Consider the following 20903-nt stretch of genomic DNA (forward strand, 5'->3'; position numbering starts at 1 on the left):
TAGTGAAGGCCTCCGAGCTTATCTACGATTGGAACCAGGCCGACGGCGCGGCGCAGCGACCAGTTGGGCCGGTGTTGCTCAATGATGAATCGCTGCGCGATGGGCTGCAGTCGCCCTCGGTGCGCGATCCTGCCATTCCCGAAAAAATCCGCATTATGCATTTAATGGAAACCCTGGGCATCAACTCCCTCGACCTCGGCCTGCCCGGTGCCGGCGCGCGTGCTTGCGAGCATGTGGAAGCCCTGGCGAAGGAGATCGTGCAATCGCGCTTAAAGATCAAGGCCAACTGTGCCGCGCGCACTCACCAAAACGATATTCGTCCGATTGCGGAGATCTCGCAAAAAGTGGGACTGCCGATTGAGGCGGCAACGTTTATTGGTTCCAGTCCCATTCGGCGTTACACCGAGGATTGGACGGAGGACTTCCTGCTCCGCACAACCGAGGAGGCGGTGAAGTACGCCGTCTCGCTCGGGCTGGCGGTCATGTATGTCACCGAGGACACCACCCGCTGCGATCCGAAAATGGTGAAGCGGCTCTATGTAACCGCAATCAACTGCGGCGCGCGCGCCATCGTGATCTGCGATACCTGCGGCCATGCGACGCCCGCGGGAGTGAGCGCGCTGGTGAAGTTCGTCATTGAGGAAGTAGTCAAACCCTCAGGAGAAAAGATCCGAGTGGACTGGCATGGCCATTGCGATCGCGGCCTGGGGGTGGCTAACTCGCTGGCCGCCTTCATGGCCGGCGCAAATTGTGTGCACGCCACCGCGGTTGGCATTGGGGAGCGAGTGGGCAACACCCAGATGGACCAGATGCTGGTCAATCTTAAGCTGATGGGGGTGCCGCCGTGGGACCGTCAGGATCTGACACGGCTGAAGGAATATTGCTACGCGGTTTCGGAAGCGACCGGAGCGCCAATTCCCGCGAATTATCCGGTGCTGGGCGAAGATGCCTTCCGCACCGCAACGGGTGTGCACGCCGCGGCGGTGATCAAGGCTTACAAGAAGCACGATACCGAGCTCGCGAATGCCATCTACTCCGGTGTTCCGGCGCACTACTTTGGAATGGAGCAGCTGATTGATATCGGCCCGATGAGCGGAAAGTCGAATATTCTTTTCTGGTTGGAGAAGCATGAGATTCCAGCGAGGGATGAATTAGTGGAACGTATCTATCAACGGGCGAAGGCCTCCGACCGCCTGCTCACAGAGTCAGAAATCATGGAGTGTTGCGGAAATACCAAGGCAAGCAAACCCTAGTCCGGCTCCCCCGACCTGCTTTTCCTTCCCCGCAACCCGGCGTTGTAAGATGGCAGCTTCGCCCATGGCTGCGACCTCACGCATGGAAACCACGGAGACGGCGCCATCCATCCAGGAGATTGCCCGTCTGGCAGCGCAGAGCCGTGTACAGTCGGCGTTCACCTGGTTTGCCGCGAACGAGCCGCGCATTGCTGCCTGGCAAATGCAGTTGGCGGCGATTCCTGGCCCACCGTTTGGGGAATCGCAGCGGGCGGCCTGGGTGGCCGAGCGCTTTCGCGAACTGGGACTGGCTGAGGTCCATACCGATGAAGTCGGGAATGTGATCGGTACTCGCCGCGGCACTGACCCGACGGCAAAATTCATTGCCGTCAGCGCCCACATAGACACGGTTTTTCCCGCAGGCACATCCGTCCAGCCGAGGCGCGAGGGCAATCGGCTATTTGGTCCCGGAATCTCCGACAATGGCGCAGGGGTATCGGCTCTGCTGGCAATCAGCGCCGCGCTGCAATCGGCCAAAATCAAACATGATGCGCCGGTGGTGTTTATTGGGAATGTAGGCGAAGAGGGCGAGGGTGATCTGCGCGGTATGCGGCACATTTTTTCCGATCCGCACTGGTCGGAGGAGATTGCCGCCACCTTGGTGCTCGACGGCGCAGGGACTGACACCATTGTTGCGGAAGCTCTCGGCAGTCGCCGGTTCGAGATCGTGGTGCGCGGGCCGGGAGGACATTCCTGGAGCGACTTCGGGATTCCCAATCCTATTATCCTGCTGGCGCGCGCGATTGAGAGGTTCAGCCAGGTGCGTGTTTCCGCAGTGCCGAAAACCACGTTTAACATCGGCGTGATTCGCGGCGGAACATCGGTGAATTCGATTCCGGAATCTGCCAGCATGCGGGTGGACATTCGCTCCACGTCAAGCACTGAGATTGATCGTCTTGAGGCCGCGCTGCGCGCCGCTCTCGATCAGGCGTTAGGGGCGGAGCGGCAGACCAGGCCGGGAAATTCCACGCCTAAGACGTCACCGATTACCTATGAGGCGGTGGTGATCGGCAGCCGCCCGGCTGGCGAACTGGATGGCAACGCCCGCATTCTGCGTGTCATCCGCGCCGTGGATTCGCACCTGCAGAATTCGTCGCAGGTGCAGCGCGCATCTACCGACGCGAATATTCCGCTTTCATTGGGACGAGAGGCAGCAGCCATTGGAGGCGGCGGCGCCGGGGGTGGAGCTCACACCCTGCAAGAGTGGTTCGATTGCAGCGGCCGTGAGCTGGCCCTGCAACGAATTCTGCTCTCATTGCTGGCTCTGGCGGGAGCAAATAGATGAAGCGTCTTGCGATCTGGAGTGTCGTCGCTTTACTGTCGGCGAGCGCCGCGCAGGCGCAAACCAGCGCCGGTTCGCCGGACACGATCTATATTCACGGGAACATCTACACCGGGGCAACGTTGGCTCCGGCCGCAGGCGGCGCTTCGCCGGGGTTAAAGGCCGCCATACTGCCACGCACGCAGGCACTCGCAGTCCGCGGTGATCGTTTGGTCGCAGTCGGCACCGACGCTGAAATCAGCAAGCTCAAGGGCAAACACACTCAGGTGATTGACCTGGGCGGGCACTTCGTAATGCCCGGCTTCAACGACGCGCATACCCATCTCGCCTCCGGCGGATTTGTGAAGCTCAACGTGGACCTTACCGGCGCAAACTCGCTGGACGAGATGAAATCCAGAATCGCAGCTCGCGCCAAGGCCGCAGCCCCCGGAGAATGGATTCAGGGCGGTGGTTGGGACCACACGTTGTGGCCGGGACAGAAGTTACCCACGCGGCAGGACGTAGATGTTGTCACGGGAGATCATCCGGCGCTGTTCGAGCGTGTAGACGGACATATATCGCTGGCAAACACGGCCGCGTTGCGGGCTGCAGAAATAACGCGCGAAACGCCCGATCCGCCGGGCGGAAAGATAGATCGCGAGGCTTCGGGAGAGGCGGCTGGCATCCTGCGCGAGAGTAGCGCGGTGAATTTGGTGGCCTCAAAAATTCCCAAGCCTGGTCCTTCGCAGCGGCGGCAAGCGATCCTGCTGGCGCTGCAGGACGCGGCACGCTGGGGGATAACCTCGGCGCAGGATTATTCCGATTGGGAAGATTTCCTGGTGTATGAAGACCTGGAGCGGGAAGGGCAACTGACGCTACGGATCTCCGAGTGGCCGCCATTTCCTACCGCTTTGAACGTGCTGGAACAGCATCGCGCCCATCACCCGGAATCCGACACGATGCTGCATACCGGCATGCTCAAGGGTTTTATGGATGGCTCCCTCGGGTCGCGCACTGCGACGCTGATTAAACCGTACAGTGATGACCCACAAAACACCGGGCTTGCGCAATACACGCAAACCCAGCTCAATTCGTTGATAGATGATCGGGCGGCCGCCGGGTTCCAGGTGGGGTTCCATGCCATCGGCGACCGTGGTATCGAGATGGCCTTGCAGGCTTTTGCGGAAGCGGAACGCTATCTTCGCGAGCACCAAACGGGAATGCCCAATCCGCGACGCGAAGATCATCGCTGGCGGATCGAACATGCGCAGGTCGTAGCGACGGACCAATTCACGCGTTTCCGCCAACTGGGAGTGATCGCCTCCATGCAGCCCAACCATCTGCTCACGGATATGAAGTGGGCTGTAGATCGTATTGGCGAAGAGCGGGCGCGGCATTCGTATCCGTGGGCGGAATTTCTGCGCAATGGCGTTTATCTGGCTTTTGGGACTGACTATCCGGTTGAACCGATCGCGCCTTTTCGGGGCCTCTACGCGGCCGTGACCCGCAAAAACGAAGCCGGTACAAAGGAATACTTCCCCGAACAGAAGTTGACTATGGATGAGGCGCTTGCGGCCTATACCAGCGGGGCCGCTTATGCGGAATTTGCCGAAAATGACAAGGGAACGCTGAACCCCGGCAAACTAGCCGATTTTGTAGTTCTTGACCGCGATCTCACTGGCGTTGCTCCCGCCGAGGTACTGACGACGCGCGTACTGCGCACCGTGATCGGGGGCAAGACCGTCTTCGAGGCCAAATAACGCCGGGCCATAGCCAAGGGCCTGAAAACATCAATTTTGCCAGAATTAAGCTCACTTGATTACCCTTTTGATAACGGTTACCAGGTTTTCTGCGTCTAAGAGAGTAGGGTTGATCCCAAATACCGCAATGTATTCCAGTTTCTGCACCCACAGGTATAATCTCGAAGTTTGCACTAATTCCGGAGGAAGTTTATGAATCCCCGCAATTTATGGGCAGGTTGGAAGGCCCATCGTTTCGCCCACGGCTTCACGATTCTGGTGACGCTGGCGATCGGTATCTTGATAGGAACGGTTGTTTCATACGGCGTCAGAGGACAGGAAAAGAGCAAGTCATCGTCGGCCAGCGCCACTCCCTTGACAGTGCCGTCGCCGCGGCAGATGTCCAACACCTTCTCACAGATTGCGAAGACCATGGAGCCGAGCGTGGTCAACATTAATACTGAGTCCACGGTAAAGAATGTGCGTCGCCGGCGAGGACCTGGAGGTGGTGGGGGCAACCAAGCTCCTTTTGAGGACTTTTTCGACCGGTTCTTCGGAGGACCGGGTGGTGGCCAGGGTGCTCCAGGCGGGCGAGGTGGGCAGCAAGGCGACCAGGGACAAGGAGATGACCAGGGTCCTGATATTTTCGGCGGACCAGACGGGGGCGGTATTCGCGAGCGCTCGTTGGGGTCAGGCGTCATCGTTGATCCTAAGGGTTACATCGTCACCAACCGCCACGTGGTGGAGAAAGCCGACCGGATTCGCGTCAAGTTGATGGACGATCCTCCGGGCGTGACCCACGATGCGAAAGTGATTGGAACCGACCAGGAGACTGATCTGGCAGTGATCAAGATTGATCTTGAGCGCTCCTTGCCGGCCTCGAAACTGGGTAATTCCGACAGCATGGTTCCCGGCGATTGGGTCCTGGCGATCGGTAGCCCGTTTGGTCTGCAGGAGACGGTGACTGCAGGTATCGTCTCAGCGGTAGGACGGAACATCGTGCCCGGCCGTAGTTTTCAATCTTTCATTCAAACCGATGCTGCCATTAATCCTGGCAACTCTGGCGGGCCACTCGTTGACTTAAATGGCGATGTTATCGGTATCAACACCGCGATCCTCACGGAAACCAACGCCTACGCGGGTGTCGGGTTCGCGTTGCCTTCCAATACCGTAATTCAGGTATATAACGCCTTGATCGGTCCCGATCACCGGGTGGTGCGAGGCTCGATTGGGGTGCAGTTTAATGCCCAGGCCATCCCCGCCATTGCACGGGTTTATGGAGTCAACAATGGAGTCACGGTTTCGGACGTAGTGGCCAACGGACCGGCCGCCAAAGCGGGTATTCAAGTGGGCGACACCATCACTACGGTGAACGGCAAGCCGGTGAAAAACGGTGATGAGTTGGTGGCAGAAATCGCCAGCCTCAAGCCTGGCACCAAGGCCAATCTAGGACTTGTTCGCAACGGCAAGAAGCAAGACGTTAGTATCGTAATCGCCGATCGTCAGAAGCTCTTTGCATCCCGCTTGGGTGACGAAAGCGAAGAAGGCGGCGGCGACACTGAGCCCACATCGAGCAAAGTAGGCATTGCGGTGCGCAACCTGACGGCGGACATGGCGCAGCGGCTTAACTTACCCGCTGACAAAGGTGTCGTGGTGAGCGACGTGAAACCAAATTCATTCGCTGACGATATCGGGCTCAGCCGCGGTGATGTGATTTTGGAAATTAACAAACAGCCGGTAAACAACGAAGAGAGCTTCAACCGCATCATCTCTGGATTGAAGAGCAAGCAGGACGTGGTCTTCTTGGTGAGGCCACGGGGCGTCGGTTCACAGGGGGGTACCATCTTCATGGGCGGTACACTTCCGTAACCTATTACCGGAACTAATGGGGGCTGGCGCGCAGGCCGTATTCAGGCCAACATAGTTAACGGCCAGCCCCCGTAAGGTCTGGCAATTCCGGGACTGTATGCTCTGGAGCGGTTGAAAACACTCACTTTTGAGGTGTTTTGTTGACTCTTAACCGGTCGGAATTGGTAAAGGCGCTAGGCGTTAGTTGGCTGGTGTTCTTGCTTGCAGCCAGTTCTTCTGCAGGCAGCAACAAATCAGCTAACGGGAGCTCTTCGCCCGCAACCCGAGTAAGTGCCCGCGGGACACACTCCACAGCTGGCCGCAAGGGACGGCATCACAGAACCGCCAACTGGCGCCGGCGCGGCCAACAGAAGATAGACTCCGAGCGCACCCGAGAAATTCAGGCCGCTCTGATCCGGGAGAATTATCTGAAGGGCGATATGACCGGAAAGTGGGACGAGCGCACCAAGGCTGCAATGACCCGCTTCCAGAAGGACCATGGCTGGCAGACCAAAATGTTGCCCGATTCACGGGCCCTCATTCAGCTCGGCCTCGGCCCCAGCACCGATCACTTGCTGAATCCAGAGAGCGCGATGACTACTCGGCCTTCGGCCGGCGGAGGTCCTGAGCGCGGCGCCGCACCTGCATCGCTCCCGCGTTAGTTTGTTAAAAGGTCTGAACTAAAGTTATTTAATGTCCACCGGCACTTGCTTGGTATTCACGCCGCCGTCTTCATTCTGAGCCGTCAGCGTGATGACGGTAGGGCCTTCGGTGAAGGGTCCAACGAAGTGTTTGAAGGTAGTGCCATCCCAGATTAGTCCCACCTTTTCCCCATTGATCATAACTGTAGCTCCGGGCTCACTCCTGCCCTGAATCTCGATAATGCTGCCGTACTCGTGCACCGCCAAGATTTCCAAAACAGGGGTCCGCGGAGCGCCATGCGCAGTCTGTGTGGGCTGACGTTGCGATACCCCGGCGATGATCCTGTTGTGGGAGAACGAGCGGTGCAGCACCAGCGCCAGTATTACAAGCAGTACGAGGCCAAAAGCCAAGCTGCGGTGCGCCACCAAAGAAAGTTTTCCGGCGCGCGTTCCCCCAGGATTTACGGACAGCAGTTTTGGCAAACGTAACCGCCAGGCGCTCACAGCAGGCATTTCAAGATTTTGGAGCAGCAGGCTGGGTTTGCGCAATATCGAATTGGGTATAGAAGCGGTCGTGTAGCCAAGCCGTCAACCGGCTCTCGACTTCAGGATTGGTGCATTGGAAGGAGATGCCTACCTTACTCAGCGTATCCGCCCACACTACCGTCCCACGGGCACTTACGGAAAGAGCGGCATCAGGGACAGAAAACACCAATCCCAGGACTTCACCTTGGCTGAGCGGTGAAGGGACGCTGAGCGCCATACCATTCTGGCTGAGATTGATCGTTTTGCAGGAGAGTTCCTCACCCGAGTCCCTCCGGGCGCGAACCGGGATTTCAATCGCATGCCGGAAATATCGTCTGCGTTCGCGGAGCATCAGCCCGTAGGCGGCATGCAATGTCTTCTTAATGTCGGGTACGACAAAGGGACGTTCAAAGGCGAAATTCGCGCCCTGATCAAACGCCTGTTGGCGGGCAGCCGAGTTGCTGGCCACCGCCACCACCACTGCATTTTTGTTGGATCGGCTCTCCCGCAGGCTTTTTATGACAGGTATGTTGCCGGGCATGTGGTCACAGTCCAAAAACACGGCTTCGAACTTGGCCATTAAGACATCGTGGGCTGCCGTGCTCTCGTCGGGGCAATATTGCACCATAATGCGCATCTCCTGGAGCAACGGGGAGAAAACATTCACCATGCCAGGATCAGACGTCACCAACAGTGCTTTTATGTCCGTACCCACACTACCTCCAGATTGGTTCTAGTCGTACGACCACGATTTACGGGGCACCAGTTTCGGCACAGAACTGCCTTCAGCAGTTTGCTCGCGAGCCGCAGACTCGGCCAAGGTTACGAAAGGGGCTCTTTCGAGCACGCGCTCAAATCCCGTTTGGGTAGCAGGCAGTCTCACTCCTCAGAGCGAATCATTAATTAGCGGTCATAAATTATGGGATTGCTTGCCAGCGAGAATGCGCCGCTTGCGGGCATCTGTAAATCGGGGTTGCGACTGACAGCAGCGATGAAGCAAAGGGCTGAGTACACCTGACAAATCAAGCACTACGTAGGGTTAGCTCCTTACAAATTGGCGCATTCCAAGAACCGGTAGACGAGCGGCCAACCAGTTGGATGGCGTTGGGGCGTCCATCCGGCTCATCCGTTAGCACATTAAAATTCCGTCTTTTGTAACAACATGGGCTTTGCTGCTTAACCTCCTCACTTTGTGCCCTAAACTGTTGGCGCTCGCATGAAGAGAATCCGTGTCCTTTTGTTCTCAAAGTACGCCATGGTGCGGTCCGGAATGCAGCGCCTGTTTTCTTCCGTGCAGGACATTGAAGTGGTTGCGGAGGTTGACAACCTGCGCAAAGCCGAGCTGGCGCTACCCAAAAGCAAGCCCGACGTAATCTTGCTGGAAACCATTGAGCCGCCTCGTTCCGCGCTAGCCATGGTTGCGGAAATGATAAGAATCTCCCGCAAGCTCCCGGTAGTAGTTGTGACGGTGCATGATGATGGTCGAGTGGCGCGAGCCATGCTGCAGGCCGGAGTGATGGGATTTGTGATCAAACAGTCGAGCGATGCCGAATTACTCCTGGCATTGCGTTACGCTGCACGCCGGCAAAAGTTTTTGGATCCGAGTCTGGTCGATGCAGTCACTCTGGAGGTAAGCAATTCCTCGGCAAACGATGGCAGAAGAGAAGGACTGAGCAAACGCGAATTTGAAGTCTTACAAGGATTGGTTCGAGGATTCACTAACCCGCAAATCGCGCGCGACCTCGATCTAAGCGTGAAAACGATCGAAACTTACCGCTCTCGCATTTATCAAAAACTCGAGTTGCACAATCGCGCCGATTTGATGCGCTACGCGGTCTCCACCGGCCTGATTTCTGTGAACGATCCGCTGGCTTCCTGACCTTTTTCGCAGAAACCCCGACTTACGTGGTCTGCACCCCCATGGGTGCCACCCGTTGCACACCCCGCACGAATGTACAGGAAAATACCTGTTATTTACTCTGGTGCCAAGCTTGAGCGGCCTATTGTCGCAAAGCTGTAACTAGGCTTTACTTGCAATCTGATCTCCGCTGGAGCGTGTAGATGGAAACAGAGGTTGTCGAGCAGCCTGAAGAGCAACAGGTCAGGCGTGAGCCGGAGCAAATTGAACAAGAAATCCGCGCGCTTGACTGGCGTGATCTGCAGCTGTGGCTGATCGCTGCGATTGTCCTTTTAGTCGTGGCCGCTGGTTTTCTCGCGCTGCTCATGCCGCAGTTCCTATGGCACGTGAGTGCTGTATTGGCACGGCAGGACAGTTTCCCGCAGCTGCTGTTTGGCCTGATGGCACTGCTGGTTTTGCTCAACGCCTATCTTTTTCAGCAGCGCTTGCTGTTATTACGGGCGCGCCGTCAACTGATCCACCAATTGCAAATCGCGGAGCGAACGGCACGGACTGATGCCTTGACGGGAGTTTTCAACCGGCGCTTCATGGAAGAAGCGTTGACCAGAGAAATGGCACGTGCCGAGAGAAATCACAGCATACTTTCTGTAATGCTGGCCGACATAGATGGCTTCAAGGGTTTTAATACGCGCTTTGGCCACCTGGTCGGGGACCGCATCCTGGTTGAAGCCGCTTTGCTTCTCCAGAAAAACTTTCGCAACGCTGATCTTGTGACCCGCTATGGCGGTGATGAGTTTTTGGTGATCATGCCGGAGACCGATCTGGTGCAGGCAGGAGTGGCGATTGAGCGTCTCAATCAATTGGTGGAGAGGTGGAACGGTAAACAACAACGCGATTACACTTTGAGTCTTAGCTGCGGTGTCTCCAGCTACACCGGCCAATTGACCATGGAAGAACTCCTCACCTCGGCGGACGCCGATCTGTACGTCCAAAAAGCCAACCGCGAGGGCGGCGCCAGCACGCCCAAAACTGGGCAGCTGCGTACACCCAGGCTATAACCAGCAGACGGTTGAATTGTCAGTGTCGTTAGATCAGCTCCGCGACGTTCTTGGCGGGGCGCCCCTGCGATTGGGCCACTGCGGCGTAGGTCACATGGCCGCGGAAGGTATTGACGCCCTCACAAATGGCTTTGTCGGCCTTGACTGCCTTGCTGACCCCCATCTGTGCCAGCTTCATCACGTATGGAAAGGTCGCATTGGTGAGCGCCAGAGTTGAGGTATGGGGAACAGCCGCTGGCATATTAGTCACGCAATAATGCACGACGCCGTCAACTACGTAGGAAGGATCACTGTGCGTGGTGGGGTGCGCGGTCTCGATGCACCCTCCCTGGTCAATGGCAACGTCAACGATCACCGCTCCCGGTTTCATGTTAGTCACCATTTCTTTCCTCACCAGCTTGGGTGCAGCGGCACCCGGGATCAGCACCGCCCCGATCACCAGGTCAGCGTGCTTGGTGGCTTTAGCAATGGCGTAGTAGTTGGAAGCCAGGGTGTAGAGACGGCCGTTGAAAATGTCATCCAGTTCGCGCAGGCGGTTGAGATTGATATCAATCAGGGTCACAATCGCTCCCATGCCGAGCGCAATTTTTGCGGCGTTGGTACCGACAATTCCGCCACCGATGACACATACCTGGGCGGGAGGGACCCCAGGTACGCCGCCCAGCAGAACGCCGCGTCCGCCGCGTTCCTTTTCAAGGTACGATGCGCCCACCTGCACTGACATACGCCCAGCGACTTCCGACATGGGAGTGAGCAACGGCAACGTGCCGTGACCGTCGCGAATGGTTTCATAAGCTATGCCGGTGACGGTGTTCTTCAGCAACTCTTCTGTAAGCTCGGGAAGCGGCGCCAGGTGAAGATAGGTGAAGAGGACAAGGTCTTTGCGCAGGTACTTGAACTCGCTGGCAATGGGTTCCTTTACCTTGACCACCATGTCCGCCTGCTTCCAAACCTGGTCAGCAGAAGCGGCGATCTGGGCGCCGGCTTGTTTATAGTCGGCGTCGGACATGGACGAGAGCTCACCGGCGGCAGTTTCGACCAGCACACTGTGACCAGCGTCCACCAGGGCCTTAACGCCAGATGGCACTATGCCGACCCGCGACTCGTGGTCCTTACGCTCTTTAGGGACGCCGATAATCATATGCGGATGGGCGCACAATAATAATTATTCGGGACGATCAATCTGCGCTCGCTGCAGCTTGTCAGAGTAATCAACGTAAACTGATTTCCACTCGCTATAGAAATCGATGGCGCCAATTCCACCCTCACGATGTCCATTACCTGTGGCCTTGACTCCACCAAAAGGCAAATGGACCTCGGCGCCGATGGTCGGGGCATTCACGTAAGTGATGCCGGCTTCAAGATCGCGCACCGATACGAATGCCTTGTTCACGTCGCGAGTGTAGATGGAGGAGGAGAGGCCGTACTGCACGCTGTTGGCAATTTCGATGGCGTCCTCCATCCCGTCACACGGAATCAAGCTCACGACCGGGCCGAAGATCTCTTCCTGGGCGATGCGCATTTTAGGATCAACATCGCCAAAAACGGTGGGTTCCATAAACCAACCGTGCTGATATTCTCCGGAAGTAAGGCGGTTACCGCCACAGAGCAGCCGCGCCCCTTCATTCTTTCCAATTTCCACGTATTTCAAATCGGTCTTGAGCTGGCCCTCGTTGATCGCCGGACCCATGTCGGTGGTTTCATCCAGGCCATTGCCGATTTTCAGCTTGCGCGCGCGCTCTACCAGGCGATTCGTGAATTCTCCGTAGATTCCCTTCTGCAGGATGATGCGACTGGTGGCAGTGCAACGTTGTCCGGTGGTGCCGAATGCACCCCACAGGCCACCCTCGATCGCCAGATCCAGATTGGCATCGTCGAGCACGATCATCGGATTTTTGCCGCCGAGCTCTAATGAGCAACGCTTAAAAGTTTTGGCTGCAGTTTCGCCGACAATACGGCCGACCTCGGTAGAGCCGGTGAGCGAAACGGCACGCACATCAGGATGCTCGAGCATAGGAGCGCCGATCTTCGATCCGAATCCGGTGATGACATTCACTACCCCCCGGGGCACTCCAGCGTCGCTAAGGGCTCGCACCAGATTGAAGGTGGAGAGTGGGGTATCCTGCGCCGGCTTAATCACGCAAGTGTTACCTGCGACCAGGGCGGGAAAAAGCTTCCATGAGGGGATTGCCATGGGGAAGTTCCAGGGCGTGATCATGGCACAAACTCCCAAGGGTTGGCGCACTGCCATAGCGAACTTATTGGGAAGTTCCGAAGGAGTGGTGGGACCAAACATTCGCCGTCCTTCACCCGCCATGTAGTAACCGGTGTCAATCGCTTCCTGAACGTCACCGCGTGTTTCTTTCAGGATTTTCCCCATCTCGCGGGTCATGTCGCGAGCGCATTCTTCTTTGCGCTCCATGAGGATTTCGGAGGCGCGATAGATGATTTCGGCTCGCCGAGGCGCGGGCACCAGCCGCCACTTCTTGAAGGCGCGATTAGCGGCATCTATGGCTGCATCTACGTCTTCCTTTCCCGACTTTTGGAAGATTGCGACTACATCGCGGGTGTCGGCGGGGTTGCGGTCCTCGAAGAGTTCGCCGGTGCGCGATTCCACCCACTCCCCATCAATGAAGTTCCTGTAAACGCGGGAGCTTGCCGTCACCCCCATGCCGATCGCGCCGCCAATGGTCTCCGTGGCCATCACTCGCCTCCGTGAAGATTACGCAAACTATTCATCCTACAAGCCTGTGGGATGGGTCGCAAGTGTAGGGGACAGAGCGGAAGCACGGGAGCTCTGGTTGGCAGCGTGAGGAGGTTTCGACAGTTCGGGAACTGAGCATTCAGAGGCGTTAGAAGTAGTAGTCCTCCCGTGCGAAACGAAGGTAATTAGCTATTGGGAGTCCTCAGAAGCTTGTGGTACTCTCGCTGAAAATCCAGATTTCATTGGAGTAAGCGGCCGATTCGTGTCTTTGGATCGCAATTCCGGAATCCACATTGCGTGGAAGACGATCACCTATCGTAGTGTGATCGTAGGGATTATTGTCATTCTTCTCTTCACCGGAGCGGTGATCAACCTGCTGTTTCCACAAGCTACCCACGCCGGAATGACAGCGGTGAGCACCTTGCTGGAGAAAGTGGCGGGGAATGCCGGTCAGGGAACTGACAATGGCGGCAGCGTGGCGCAGCAAGCCCACTTCACCAATGTTGATGGGACCGTGCGGGTCAAGAAAACCAACAGCAACACTTGGGTGGCGGCCGACTACAGCCTGCCGCTGGAGAAGGGCGACGTGGTGCAGACCGGTTCCGAGGGGATGGCGCGGGTGGTCTTCAACGACGGCACCAGCTACACCGTTAAACAGGACTCGCTGATCGTTATCGAAGAGAACTCGTCCAACGCACAACAGACCCAGGTCGCTGTGAACGTGACTACAGGAACTGTGGATTTGGCGACCGCGACCTACAGTCAGGGATCCACTTCAAAGGTAATTGTTGCCGGGGCCACTGCGTCACTGGCGCCGGAAAGCTCGGCCATGGTGCACAATGACCCGAGCGCGGACAAGCATGAAATCTTGCTGAAAAAAGGTTCGGGCGATGTCGTCCGCGGCGGTCAGGTGGTTCACCTGGCGGACGACGAACGAGTTACCTTCCGCAGTGCCTCTGGGCAGATGGAAAAGCAGAAGGAGATAGGTCCTCCGACCCTGATCGCGCCCCCGAATATGATGCCCATTTTCTTCTCTGCCGAGCCCAAGCCGGTGGAATTTTCCTGGAGCCCGATAGCCAACAATGCTGGGTACAGGCTGCGAATCTCCAAGAATCCCTTCTTTTCTTCAACTATTTTCGATCACCGGGTGCCGGGCACCGATGTCCAAGTACCAAACCTGGGCGAGGGGGCTTATTACTGGGTAGTGCAGACGGTTGATGCCCAAGGCAAGGAATCCATTGAGAGCGAGAAGAACCGCTTCACCCTGATCCCCAAGGGGAAAGAGGCGATCAGTATGCGCCTGGAGCTGGAACCCTTTGTGCAGCACGGACATGTGATTGAAGTCCGGGGGAAGACCGAGCCCAGCGCCCGGGTGATGGTAAATGGGCGGGAAGTGCCCATGATAGCCAACGACGGCAGTTTCAATTACTTCACTCCGCCGCTTCCCAATGGGGAAAGCGTGATCACGATCACTGCGCAAAATGCCACCGGAGGCGTGAATACCAAGCAGAAGAAGGTGGTCATTCAATAGGCAGGAAAGTGGACGAGAGTCCCGGCACTTTGGTGCAAGGCATGCGAGGGAAACATTCGACTAGAATCAGAGTAGCGCGTTTCCCGGTGCGTCTTCTGAATATGAGCTATCGCCCGTTTGCACGAGATTTCCGCGACGACGGAATACCCGGGTCTGAAAAGAGTAATTATGTCAGCTAACGGATTTTCTAAGAACGGAACATCGACACACGCTCACAGCTTGCGGTCTTTATTCAGCATGTTCTCCAGTGATCTTGCTATAGATTTGGGGACCGCCAACACTCTGGTGTACGCGCGTGGTAAAGGGATCGTGGTGAATGAGCCATCCATCGTCGCCATCAACAAAAACAGCGGTGAAGTGGAAGCGGTCGGCAAAGAAGCCAAAGAAATGTTGGGCCGCACTCCGGGAAACATCGTCGCCATTAAGCCGATGAAAGATGGCGTGATCGCTGACTTCAAAGTCACCGAAAAAATGTTGAACTATTTCATCCAGAAGGCACACAACCGCAAAATGCTGGTGCATCCGCGGATCGTCATCGGGGTGCCTTCGGAGATCACGCAAGTTGAGAAGCGCGCGGTGATGGACTCTGCCTATCGCGCCAAAGCCAGCGAGGTCCACCTGGTGGAGCAGGCCATGGTGGCGGCGATCGGTGCCGGTCTGCCAATTACCGAGCCCAGCGGCAACATGATTGTTGATATTGGCGGCGGGACTACTGACATCGCCGTCATTTCCTTGAGCGGCATCGTTTACTCACGATCGGTGCGTATGGCCGGCAACCAGATGGATGAGGCCATCATGAATTACTTGAAGCGCAAGTACAACCTGCTGATTGGCGAGCGCACCGCCGAGCAGATCAAGATTGAGATTGGCTCTGCGTATCCGCTGGACAAGCCGCTGACCATGGAGATCAAGGGCCGCAACCTGATTGAGGGAGTGCCCAAGACCATCACGGTGGATGATAGCGAAGTCCGCGAAGCGTTGAGCGAGTGCATCTCCACGATCATGAACGCGATTCGCGTGGCCTTGGAGCGTACACCGCCAGAGCTTTCCGCCGACATCAGCGATCGCGGCATTGTGCTCACCGGTGGCGGCGCCTTGCTAAAGAACCTGGATAAACGCATTCGGGAGGAAACCGGTCTGCCGGTTTCCATCGCCGATGATCCTCTGTGCAGCGTGGTGCTGGGCACGGGAAAAATGCTCAGCGATTTCAAGCTGCTGCGGAAGATTTCGATCGAGTAGTTTGGCCGTTGATCGAGGCCATGAACACAAGAGTTTGGGCAGGCAGCTTGGTATAGCTGAAGCCAGTGATGCAAAACAAGACTTTGTACCTGACTGCTGAATTGAAGTGGAAAACCTCCTCACTCGCCACCGAAACGTCACCATACTGGTAGTCGTGCTGTTCGCCGAAGTCATCGGCCTGGCAGTCCAGGTAAAGCGCACCACAGATAGCGACTCTACCCGCCTAATTCGGGTGTGGACCGTCAGCGTTCTGACTCCGTTTGAGAAAGGCTTCGTTGAGGCGCATACCGGAGTGCGTGATTTATGGCGCAACTATTTCTATTTGCGTGGCGTTCGCAACCAGAATCGGGAGCTCCAGGAGGAGATTGCCCGCCTGCGGCTGGAACGAGTGCGCTTGAATGAGGACGCCGCCCAGGCCCGGCGCCTGCAACTTCTGCTGGGATTTAAGGAGCAGTACATCTCGCAGACCATGGCAGCACAGGTCATCGGTTCGAGTGGGAGTGACGTTTCCCGGCTGGTCTACATTGATAAAGGTTCGAGCCAGGGAATTAAACAGGACATGCCGGTGATCACGGCCGCCGGCCTGGTGGGCAGGGTGTTACAAGTCTTTCCATATTCTTCGCAGGTGCTCCTCATCAACGATGCCAGCAGCGGACTGGGAGCGATACTGGAGAAATCGCGCTCCCAGGGAGTACTCAAGGGATCTGCTGCAGGGGAAACCATCCTCGAAAAGGTCACCGGCGACGAGCAGGTAGAAGCCGGTGAAACTGTACTGACCAGCGGCGGCGATCGCATTTTTCCAAAAGGGCTGCGGATTGGAACGGTGAGCAAAGTTTCTCCTGGGCAGGATTTTTTTCTGAATATTCGGGTGAAGCCGGCAGCTGACCTCAGCAGTTTGGAAGAGGTGCTGGTAATCACGAGGGTGGAGGAAAAGGCGCCGGTGAGCGAGCCCGGACGACCGGTAAGAGCCAGCGACATTCTATCGGCGCGTCTGCCTTCCGTCCCACCGAAGGCGACAACTGCGTCGCCCAAAACTTCTAAAGTGGCGCCCTCATTGCCGGTGGGCGCACCGAAAGTACGCAAGGCAGCACTACCCGCGGACGCCGTTTCGGGAGTCCCCGCGCTGGTAAATAATTTACCTAAAGAGCCAGTGGGCTTGGTTCCACCGCGGGTGACGATTCCAAAGGATGCAACTGCCGATCGCACTTATATAGCCCCGGACACCACCGTCGTACTGGGCCGAGAAAAGCAGCCGGCCCATACTGCGAAAACGCTGCCAGACAGTGGCGCTTCGCCGGTTTCCTCATCGCCTGTAAAACCGGCGTCGAAGAACAAGCCGACTGCGGACACAACAAAGCCAAAATCGCCTTTAACCCAACCACCAGATCAGGACAAACCACAATAGCAGTGGCCATCGCATACACATCGCGCGAGCAGATCGAGGTCTACCGGTTCGGCATGCCGGTTGCGGTTGTGGTGCCGCTGCTGGCCCTGTTTCTGCAGGCATTTATTCCGTTGCGTCTTCATTTCTTTTCTATTTTTGATCTTCCGCTGCTGGTAACAATCTTTTTCGCCGTGGCACGCCGTAGCCAGGTAAGCGGGCTGCTCAATGGCGGAGTGATAGGGCTGTTGCAAGACAGCCTCACCCATCAACCCATCGGACTGTTTGGAATCGCCAAGACGGTCGTGGGGTATGGAGCGTCGTCGTTGGGAGTCAAACTGGATGTTGAGAACTCGGGCTCCCGCTTTCTAGTTACTTTTGGCTTTTATCTTGTGCATCAGCTCGTGTACTTCGCAGTGGGACGGGGTATGGTGGGCCTTACGCTGAATTGGCGATGGGGGCACATGCTGGCGGCAGCTTTCGCGAATGCCGTTCTGGCTATTCCTCTCTTCAGTTTGCTGGACCGCTTCAAGCAGCGTTCATGACCGGCAGGTAGTCACGAAATGATTTTCCGCGACGAAAAAGTCCCGCAGCTTCGCCTGAACGTCATCCAGTACCTAATTCTGGTTATTTTTTTAGTGCTGGCATACGGCTTGTGGCGGTTGCAGGTGGGAGGCAGCGATTATTATGACGCCCTCGCCGAGCGAAATCGCGTGCGCACCATTCCAATTCTCGCCCCTCGGGGCAAGATTCTGGACCGTGAAGGGCGCGTCATCGTAGATAACTATCCTTCGTTTTCAGCCCTATTGCTCCGAGACCAGGTCAAGGGACTCAATCAGGACGTAGAAAAAATTGCTCAAGGTTTGCACATGTCTGCGGCAGATGTGCGCGAGCGCGTGCGCAAATTTGCCACCATGCCGCAGTACCAGCCCATCATCCTCAAGGACGACATTACTCCCGATGAGCTGGCGTTCATTGAAGCCCACCGTCTGGAGCTGCCCGAGCTTGAAACCATCGTGGCGCATCGCCGACTGTATCCGCGCAACGGTTTCATGGCCCACCTGGTTGGCTACGTGGGTGAAGTTAGCGAAGACATGCTCAACCGCCCTGAATTCGAGCTCTACAGTCCTGGCGACGTAGTTGGCAAGTCCGGGGTGGAGCTTTATTACAACGACCTGCTGATGGGCAAGAACGGCTCTCGCCGGGTGATGGTCAACAGCCATGGCAAGGAAGTTGGCCGGCTTGATGAGACCATTGCCACTCCTGGCCAGCCCCTCAAGCTCACGATTGACGTCGACATGCAGATTGCGGCTGAGCAGGCACTGGAAGACAGGAACGGCGCCATCGTCGCCATGGATCCCAAGACTGGCGAAATTCTGGCGATGGTCAGCCGACCAACCTTTGATCCCAACGATTTCGCGGTGCGTATCTCGCGCGAGCAGTGGACCAAGCTGGTGACCGATGAGTCCCACCCCTTGCTCAACAAGGCCATTCAAGCGCAGCTGGCGCCGGGTTCGGTGTTCAAGATCATCATGTCGGTTGCCGGGTTGCAGGAGGGAATTGCCCAGGACATGCATGTGATCTGCAATGGCGGGGCGGTGTTTTACGGGCGTTACTTCAAATGCTGGGTCACGGAGGAGCATCGCGTACACGGTTTGGTAGACATAACCAAGGGGATCTACCAGTCGTGTGATGTCTTTTTTTATACGTTAGCGGAACGCTTGGGCATTGGGCGGATTGCCAAATGGGCAACGAGTCTAGGACTCGGTCAACGGACCGGGATAGACCTGCCCCAGGAAGCTTCAGGGGTGATGCCATCAGAAGAATGGAAGGCGCGTAACTTTAAACAGAAATGGTACGCGGGAGAAACCATCTCGGTGGGTATCGGCCAGGGAGCGGTTGCGGTAACTCCTATGCAACTGGCGCGCGCCATTGGGGCGATCACCAGCGATGGAGTTTTGCGGCGTCCCCATGTGGTCTTTCCGGAACAACTCCCTCCCAGCTACCGCCAGATCATGAACTATAACCGGGAAACGCAAATACCCCTTGATCCCAAGAACTGGCAGATCATCACCGATGCCATGGCGAGTGTGACCGATCCGGTGGGCACCGCTCCGAGCGCGCATCTTCAGGGGATAGATTTCGCCGGCAAGACGGGGAGCGCGCAGACGATCAGCAACGCCGCGCGGAAGATCCTGAAAGGCAGTAAGTACAACGACAATTCTTGGTTCGTGGGTGTAACACCGCGACGCAATCCTGAAATCGTAGTTGCCGTACTCTTCGAGGGCGGCGAGCACGGCAAACTGGCGGCACGTATCGCCGCGCAAGTAGTGAAAGCGTACGTCGAAAAGCAACGCAAGATTCCAGTGAAGGTTGCACAGACAAACCACAGCAATGCCGTAGAAATGGCCGGGCTGTGGAACGAGCCAGAGTCGGGGCAAGGCGACCGCTTCCAAGCAGCTCGATTCCATATAAATGTGAGCAAAGGCAATACGCCGCGAAAACAGCGACTGCTGACAGAGCGGTTACCGATAGCTGAGAGTACGAAGAACTGAATGGCGCGTTACGTCTCATTTCGCGATTTCGATTGGGTGCTCTTTACCTTTGTCCTACTTATCTGTGGGCTGGGGATTATGGAGATCTTCAGCGCAACCAATCACACCAGGTTTTCCGGGGTGCACGTCAAGCAGATTTACTGGATCGCTGCCGGGATCGTGGTGATGTTCCTGGTGAGCGCGGTCAATTACCAGATGTTGTTGGAGAACGCCCACTGGATGTACCTGGTGGGTGTGGCATCGCTGATTGGGGTTCTGGCCTTTGGCCAGAAATACCTGGGCGCGCGGCGTTGGATCAAGATGCCAGGGGGGCAGCACTTCCAGCCTTCGGAGTGGGTGAAGCTGATCCTGATTCTGGCCGTGGCGCGATATTTTGCGGAGCTGCGGAAGGACGAACTCTCCTTGCTCGACCTCATCAAGGGCGGGCTGATGGTAGGTTTTCCCATGCTGATGGTACTGGCGCAGCCCGATCTGGGCACCGCCTTGACCTACATTCCCATTGCCCTTATGGGCATTTACCTGGGCGGACTACGCACCCGGCATGGCGTCGCCATTGTTCTTGCCGGCGCACTGCTTATGCCAGTGGCCTGGCACGTACTCAAGCCTTATCAACGTCAACGTTTAACCAGCTTCATGCAGCCGGAGGCCGACCGTCAGGGCTCCGGATATCAAGTGATTCAATCCAAAATCGCGGTGGGGGCGGGCGGAATCTGGGGCAGCAAAGGCCTGCAAACCCGGCTCATGTTCCTTCCCGTTCCCCAAACCGACTTCATCTTCGCCGCCTTCTCTGAGCAGCATGGATTCGTGGGCGCGATGGGGGTCCTGCTGTTATACTTTATAGTGTTGATGCGATTGATCCAGAACGCGCAAACGGCGCCCGACCGTGCCGGCACGTTCGTGGTCATGGGGGTGGTGGCGGTACTCGCCTTCCACGTCCTCGTCAACGTGGGCATGGTGGTCGGCTTTATGCCGGTCACCGGTATACCCTTGCCGCTGATGAGTTACGGCGGTTCTTCGGTGTTGTTTACGTTTCTGGCGCTAGGCATAGTCATGAACATTCGTATGCGCCGCTTCGTGAATTAGATAGACCCGCTGAGCAAGGGAGGCCACGTTCGCCGGTGGCCAGGAATTTACCAGGATTTGACGATAACGATCGCCCCCGCGTGAAGGGGGCATATGCCGGCCAACAATGAGACGAGGCCAGGCAGGATTGGTTGCAAGTAGTGGGCGGGTAACGGCCCCTCCGGCGTTTTGAGATTAAGTTCAGAGAC

At 56.9% G+C, this 20903-nt stretch carries 17 protein-coding genes; 13 read left to right on the plus strand and 4 right to left on the minus strand.

Annotation, left to right across the window (positions count from 1 at the left end; genetic code table 11):
- The first annotated feature begins 2 nt into the window (after positions 1-2).
- The 5 genes from VFA76_16060 (at position 3) to VFA76_16080 (ending at position 6802) form a co-directional block, all read left to right on the plus strand.
- Complete coding sequence (locus VFA76_16060) at positions 3-1253, plus strand: LeuA family protein (protein HZR33361.1); 1251 nt, start codon at positions 3-5, stop codon at positions 1251-1253.
- Between the two features lie 49 nt (positions 1254-1302).
- Positions 1303-2577, plus strand: a complete 1275-nt coding sequence (locus VFA76_16065) for a M20/M25/M40 family metallo-hydrolase (protein HZR33362.1) — start codon at positions 1303-1305, stop codon at positions 2575-2577.
- Positions 2574-4313 (plus strand): amidohydrolase, encoded by a 1740-nt coding sequence (locus VFA76_16070; protein HZR33363.1) that lies wholly within the window; start codon positions 2574-2576, stop codon positions 4311-4313. Before VFA76_16065 ends, VFA76_16070 begins: the two co-directional genes overlap by 4 nt.
- Before the next feature lie 192 nt (positions 4314-4505).
- Positions 4506-6161, plus strand: coding sequence for a Do family serine endopeptidase (locus VFA76_16075; protein HZR33364.1), 1656 nt, complete (start codon positions 4506-4508; stop codon positions 6159-6161).
- A 137-nt stretch (positions 6162-6298) separates the two neighbouring features.
- Positions 6299-6802: a peptidoglycan-binding domain-containing protein gene (locus tag VFA76_16080; GenBank protein HZR33365.1), complete on the plus strand. Its 504-nt coding sequence runs from the start codon at positions 6299-6301 to the stop codon at positions 6800-6802.
- A 24-nt stretch (positions 6803-6826) separates the two neighbouring features.
- Here the strand turns inward: VFA76_16080 and VFA76_16085 are convergent, their stop codons facing one another.
- Both VFA76_16085 and VFA76_16090 read right to left on the minus strand, forming a co-directional pair.
- Entirely contained in the window at positions 6827-7264 is a 438-nt protein-coding gene (locus tag VFA76_16085; GenBank protein ID HZR33366.1) for a hypothetical protein, read from the minus strand.
- Positions 7265-7295: 31 nt separating this feature from the next.
- Positions 7296-8021, minus strand: a complete 726-nt coding sequence (locus VFA76_16090; protein HZR33367.1) for a PilZ domain-containing protein — start codon at positions 8019-8021, stop codon at positions 7296-7298.
- A gap of 501 nt (positions 8022-8522) precedes the next feature.
- Between VFA76_16090 and VFA76_16095 the strand changes: the two genes are divergently transcribed.
- Together VFA76_16095 and VFA76_16100 are read left to right on the plus strand one after the other, a co-directional pair.
- On the plus strand, positions 8523-9185 hold the full coding sequence (locus tag VFA76_16095) for a response regulator transcription factor (GenBank protein HZR33368.1): 663 nt from the start codon (positions 8523-8525) through the stop codon (positions 9183-9185).
- Positions 9186-9367: 182 nt separating this feature from the next.
- The gene (locus tag VFA76_16100; GenBank protein HZR33369.1) at positions 9368-10222 is read left to right on the plus strand and encodes a GGDEF domain-containing protein; all 855 of its coding nucleotides are present in this window, start codon (positions 9368-9370) and stop codon (positions 10220-10222) included.
- Between the two features lie 28 nt (positions 10223-10250).
- On the opposite strand, the gene ald is transcribed toward VFA76_16100, so the two are convergent.
- A complete protein-coding gene (ald, locus tag VFA76_16105; GenBank protein HZR33370.1) occupies positions 10251-11363 on the minus strand; it encodes an alanine dehydrogenase in 1113 nt (370 codons plus the stop codon).
- Positions 11364-11387: 24 nt separating this feature from the next.
- The gene (locus VFA76_16110) at positions 11388-12926 is read right to left on the minus strand and encodes an aldehyde dehydrogenase family protein (GenBank protein HZR33371.1); all 1539 of its coding nucleotides are present in this window, start codon (positions 12924-12926) and stop codon (positions 11388-11390) included.
- 262 nt (positions 12927-13188) lie between these two features.
- Between VFA76_16110 and VFA76_16115 the strand changes: the two genes are divergently transcribed.
- The 6 genes from VFA76_16115 to rodA all read left to right on the plus strand — a co-directional run bounded on the left by VFA76_16115 (position 13189) and on the right by rodA (position 20715).
- A complete protein-coding gene (locus tag VFA76_16115) occupies positions 13189-14457 on the plus strand; it encodes a hypothetical protein (GenBank protein HZR33372.1) in 1269 nt (422 codons plus the stop codon).
- 168 nt (positions 14458-14625) lie between these two features.
- Positions 14626-15696 (plus strand): rod shape-determining protein, encoded by a 1071-nt coding sequence (locus VFA76_16120; GenBank protein HZR33373.1) that lies wholly within the window; start codon positions 14626-14628, stop codon positions 15694-15696.
- Positions 15697-15802: 106 nt separating this feature from the next.
- On the plus strand, positions 15803-17101 hold the full coding sequence (gene mreC / locus VFA76_16125; protein ID HZR33374.1) for a rod shape-determining protein MreC: 1299 nt from the start codon (positions 15803-15805) through the stop codon (positions 17099-17101).
- A 2-nt stretch (positions 17102-17103) separates the two neighbouring features.
- A complete protein-coding gene (gene mreD / locus VFA76_16130; protein ID HZR33375.1) occupies positions 17104-17622 on the plus strand; it encodes a rod shape-determining protein MreD in 519 nt (172 codons plus the stop codon).
- 18 nt (positions 17623-17640) lie between these two features.
- A complete protein-coding gene (mrdA, locus tag VFA76_16135; protein HZR33376.1) occupies positions 17641-19632 on the plus strand; it encodes a penicillin-binding protein 2 in 1992 nt (663 codons plus the stop codon).
- Positions 19633-20715: a rod shape-determining protein RodA gene (gene rodA, locus VFA76_16140; protein HZR33377.1), complete on the plus strand. Its 1083-nt coding sequence runs from the start codon at positions 19633-19635 to the stop codon at positions 20713-20715.
- Positions 20716-20903 lie beyond the last annotated feature (188 nt).

The sequence above is a fragment of the Terriglobales bacterium genome (assembly GCA_035651655.1).
Classification (GTDB): Bacteria; Acidobacteriota; Terriglobia; order Terriglobales; family Acidobacteriaceae; genus DASRFG01.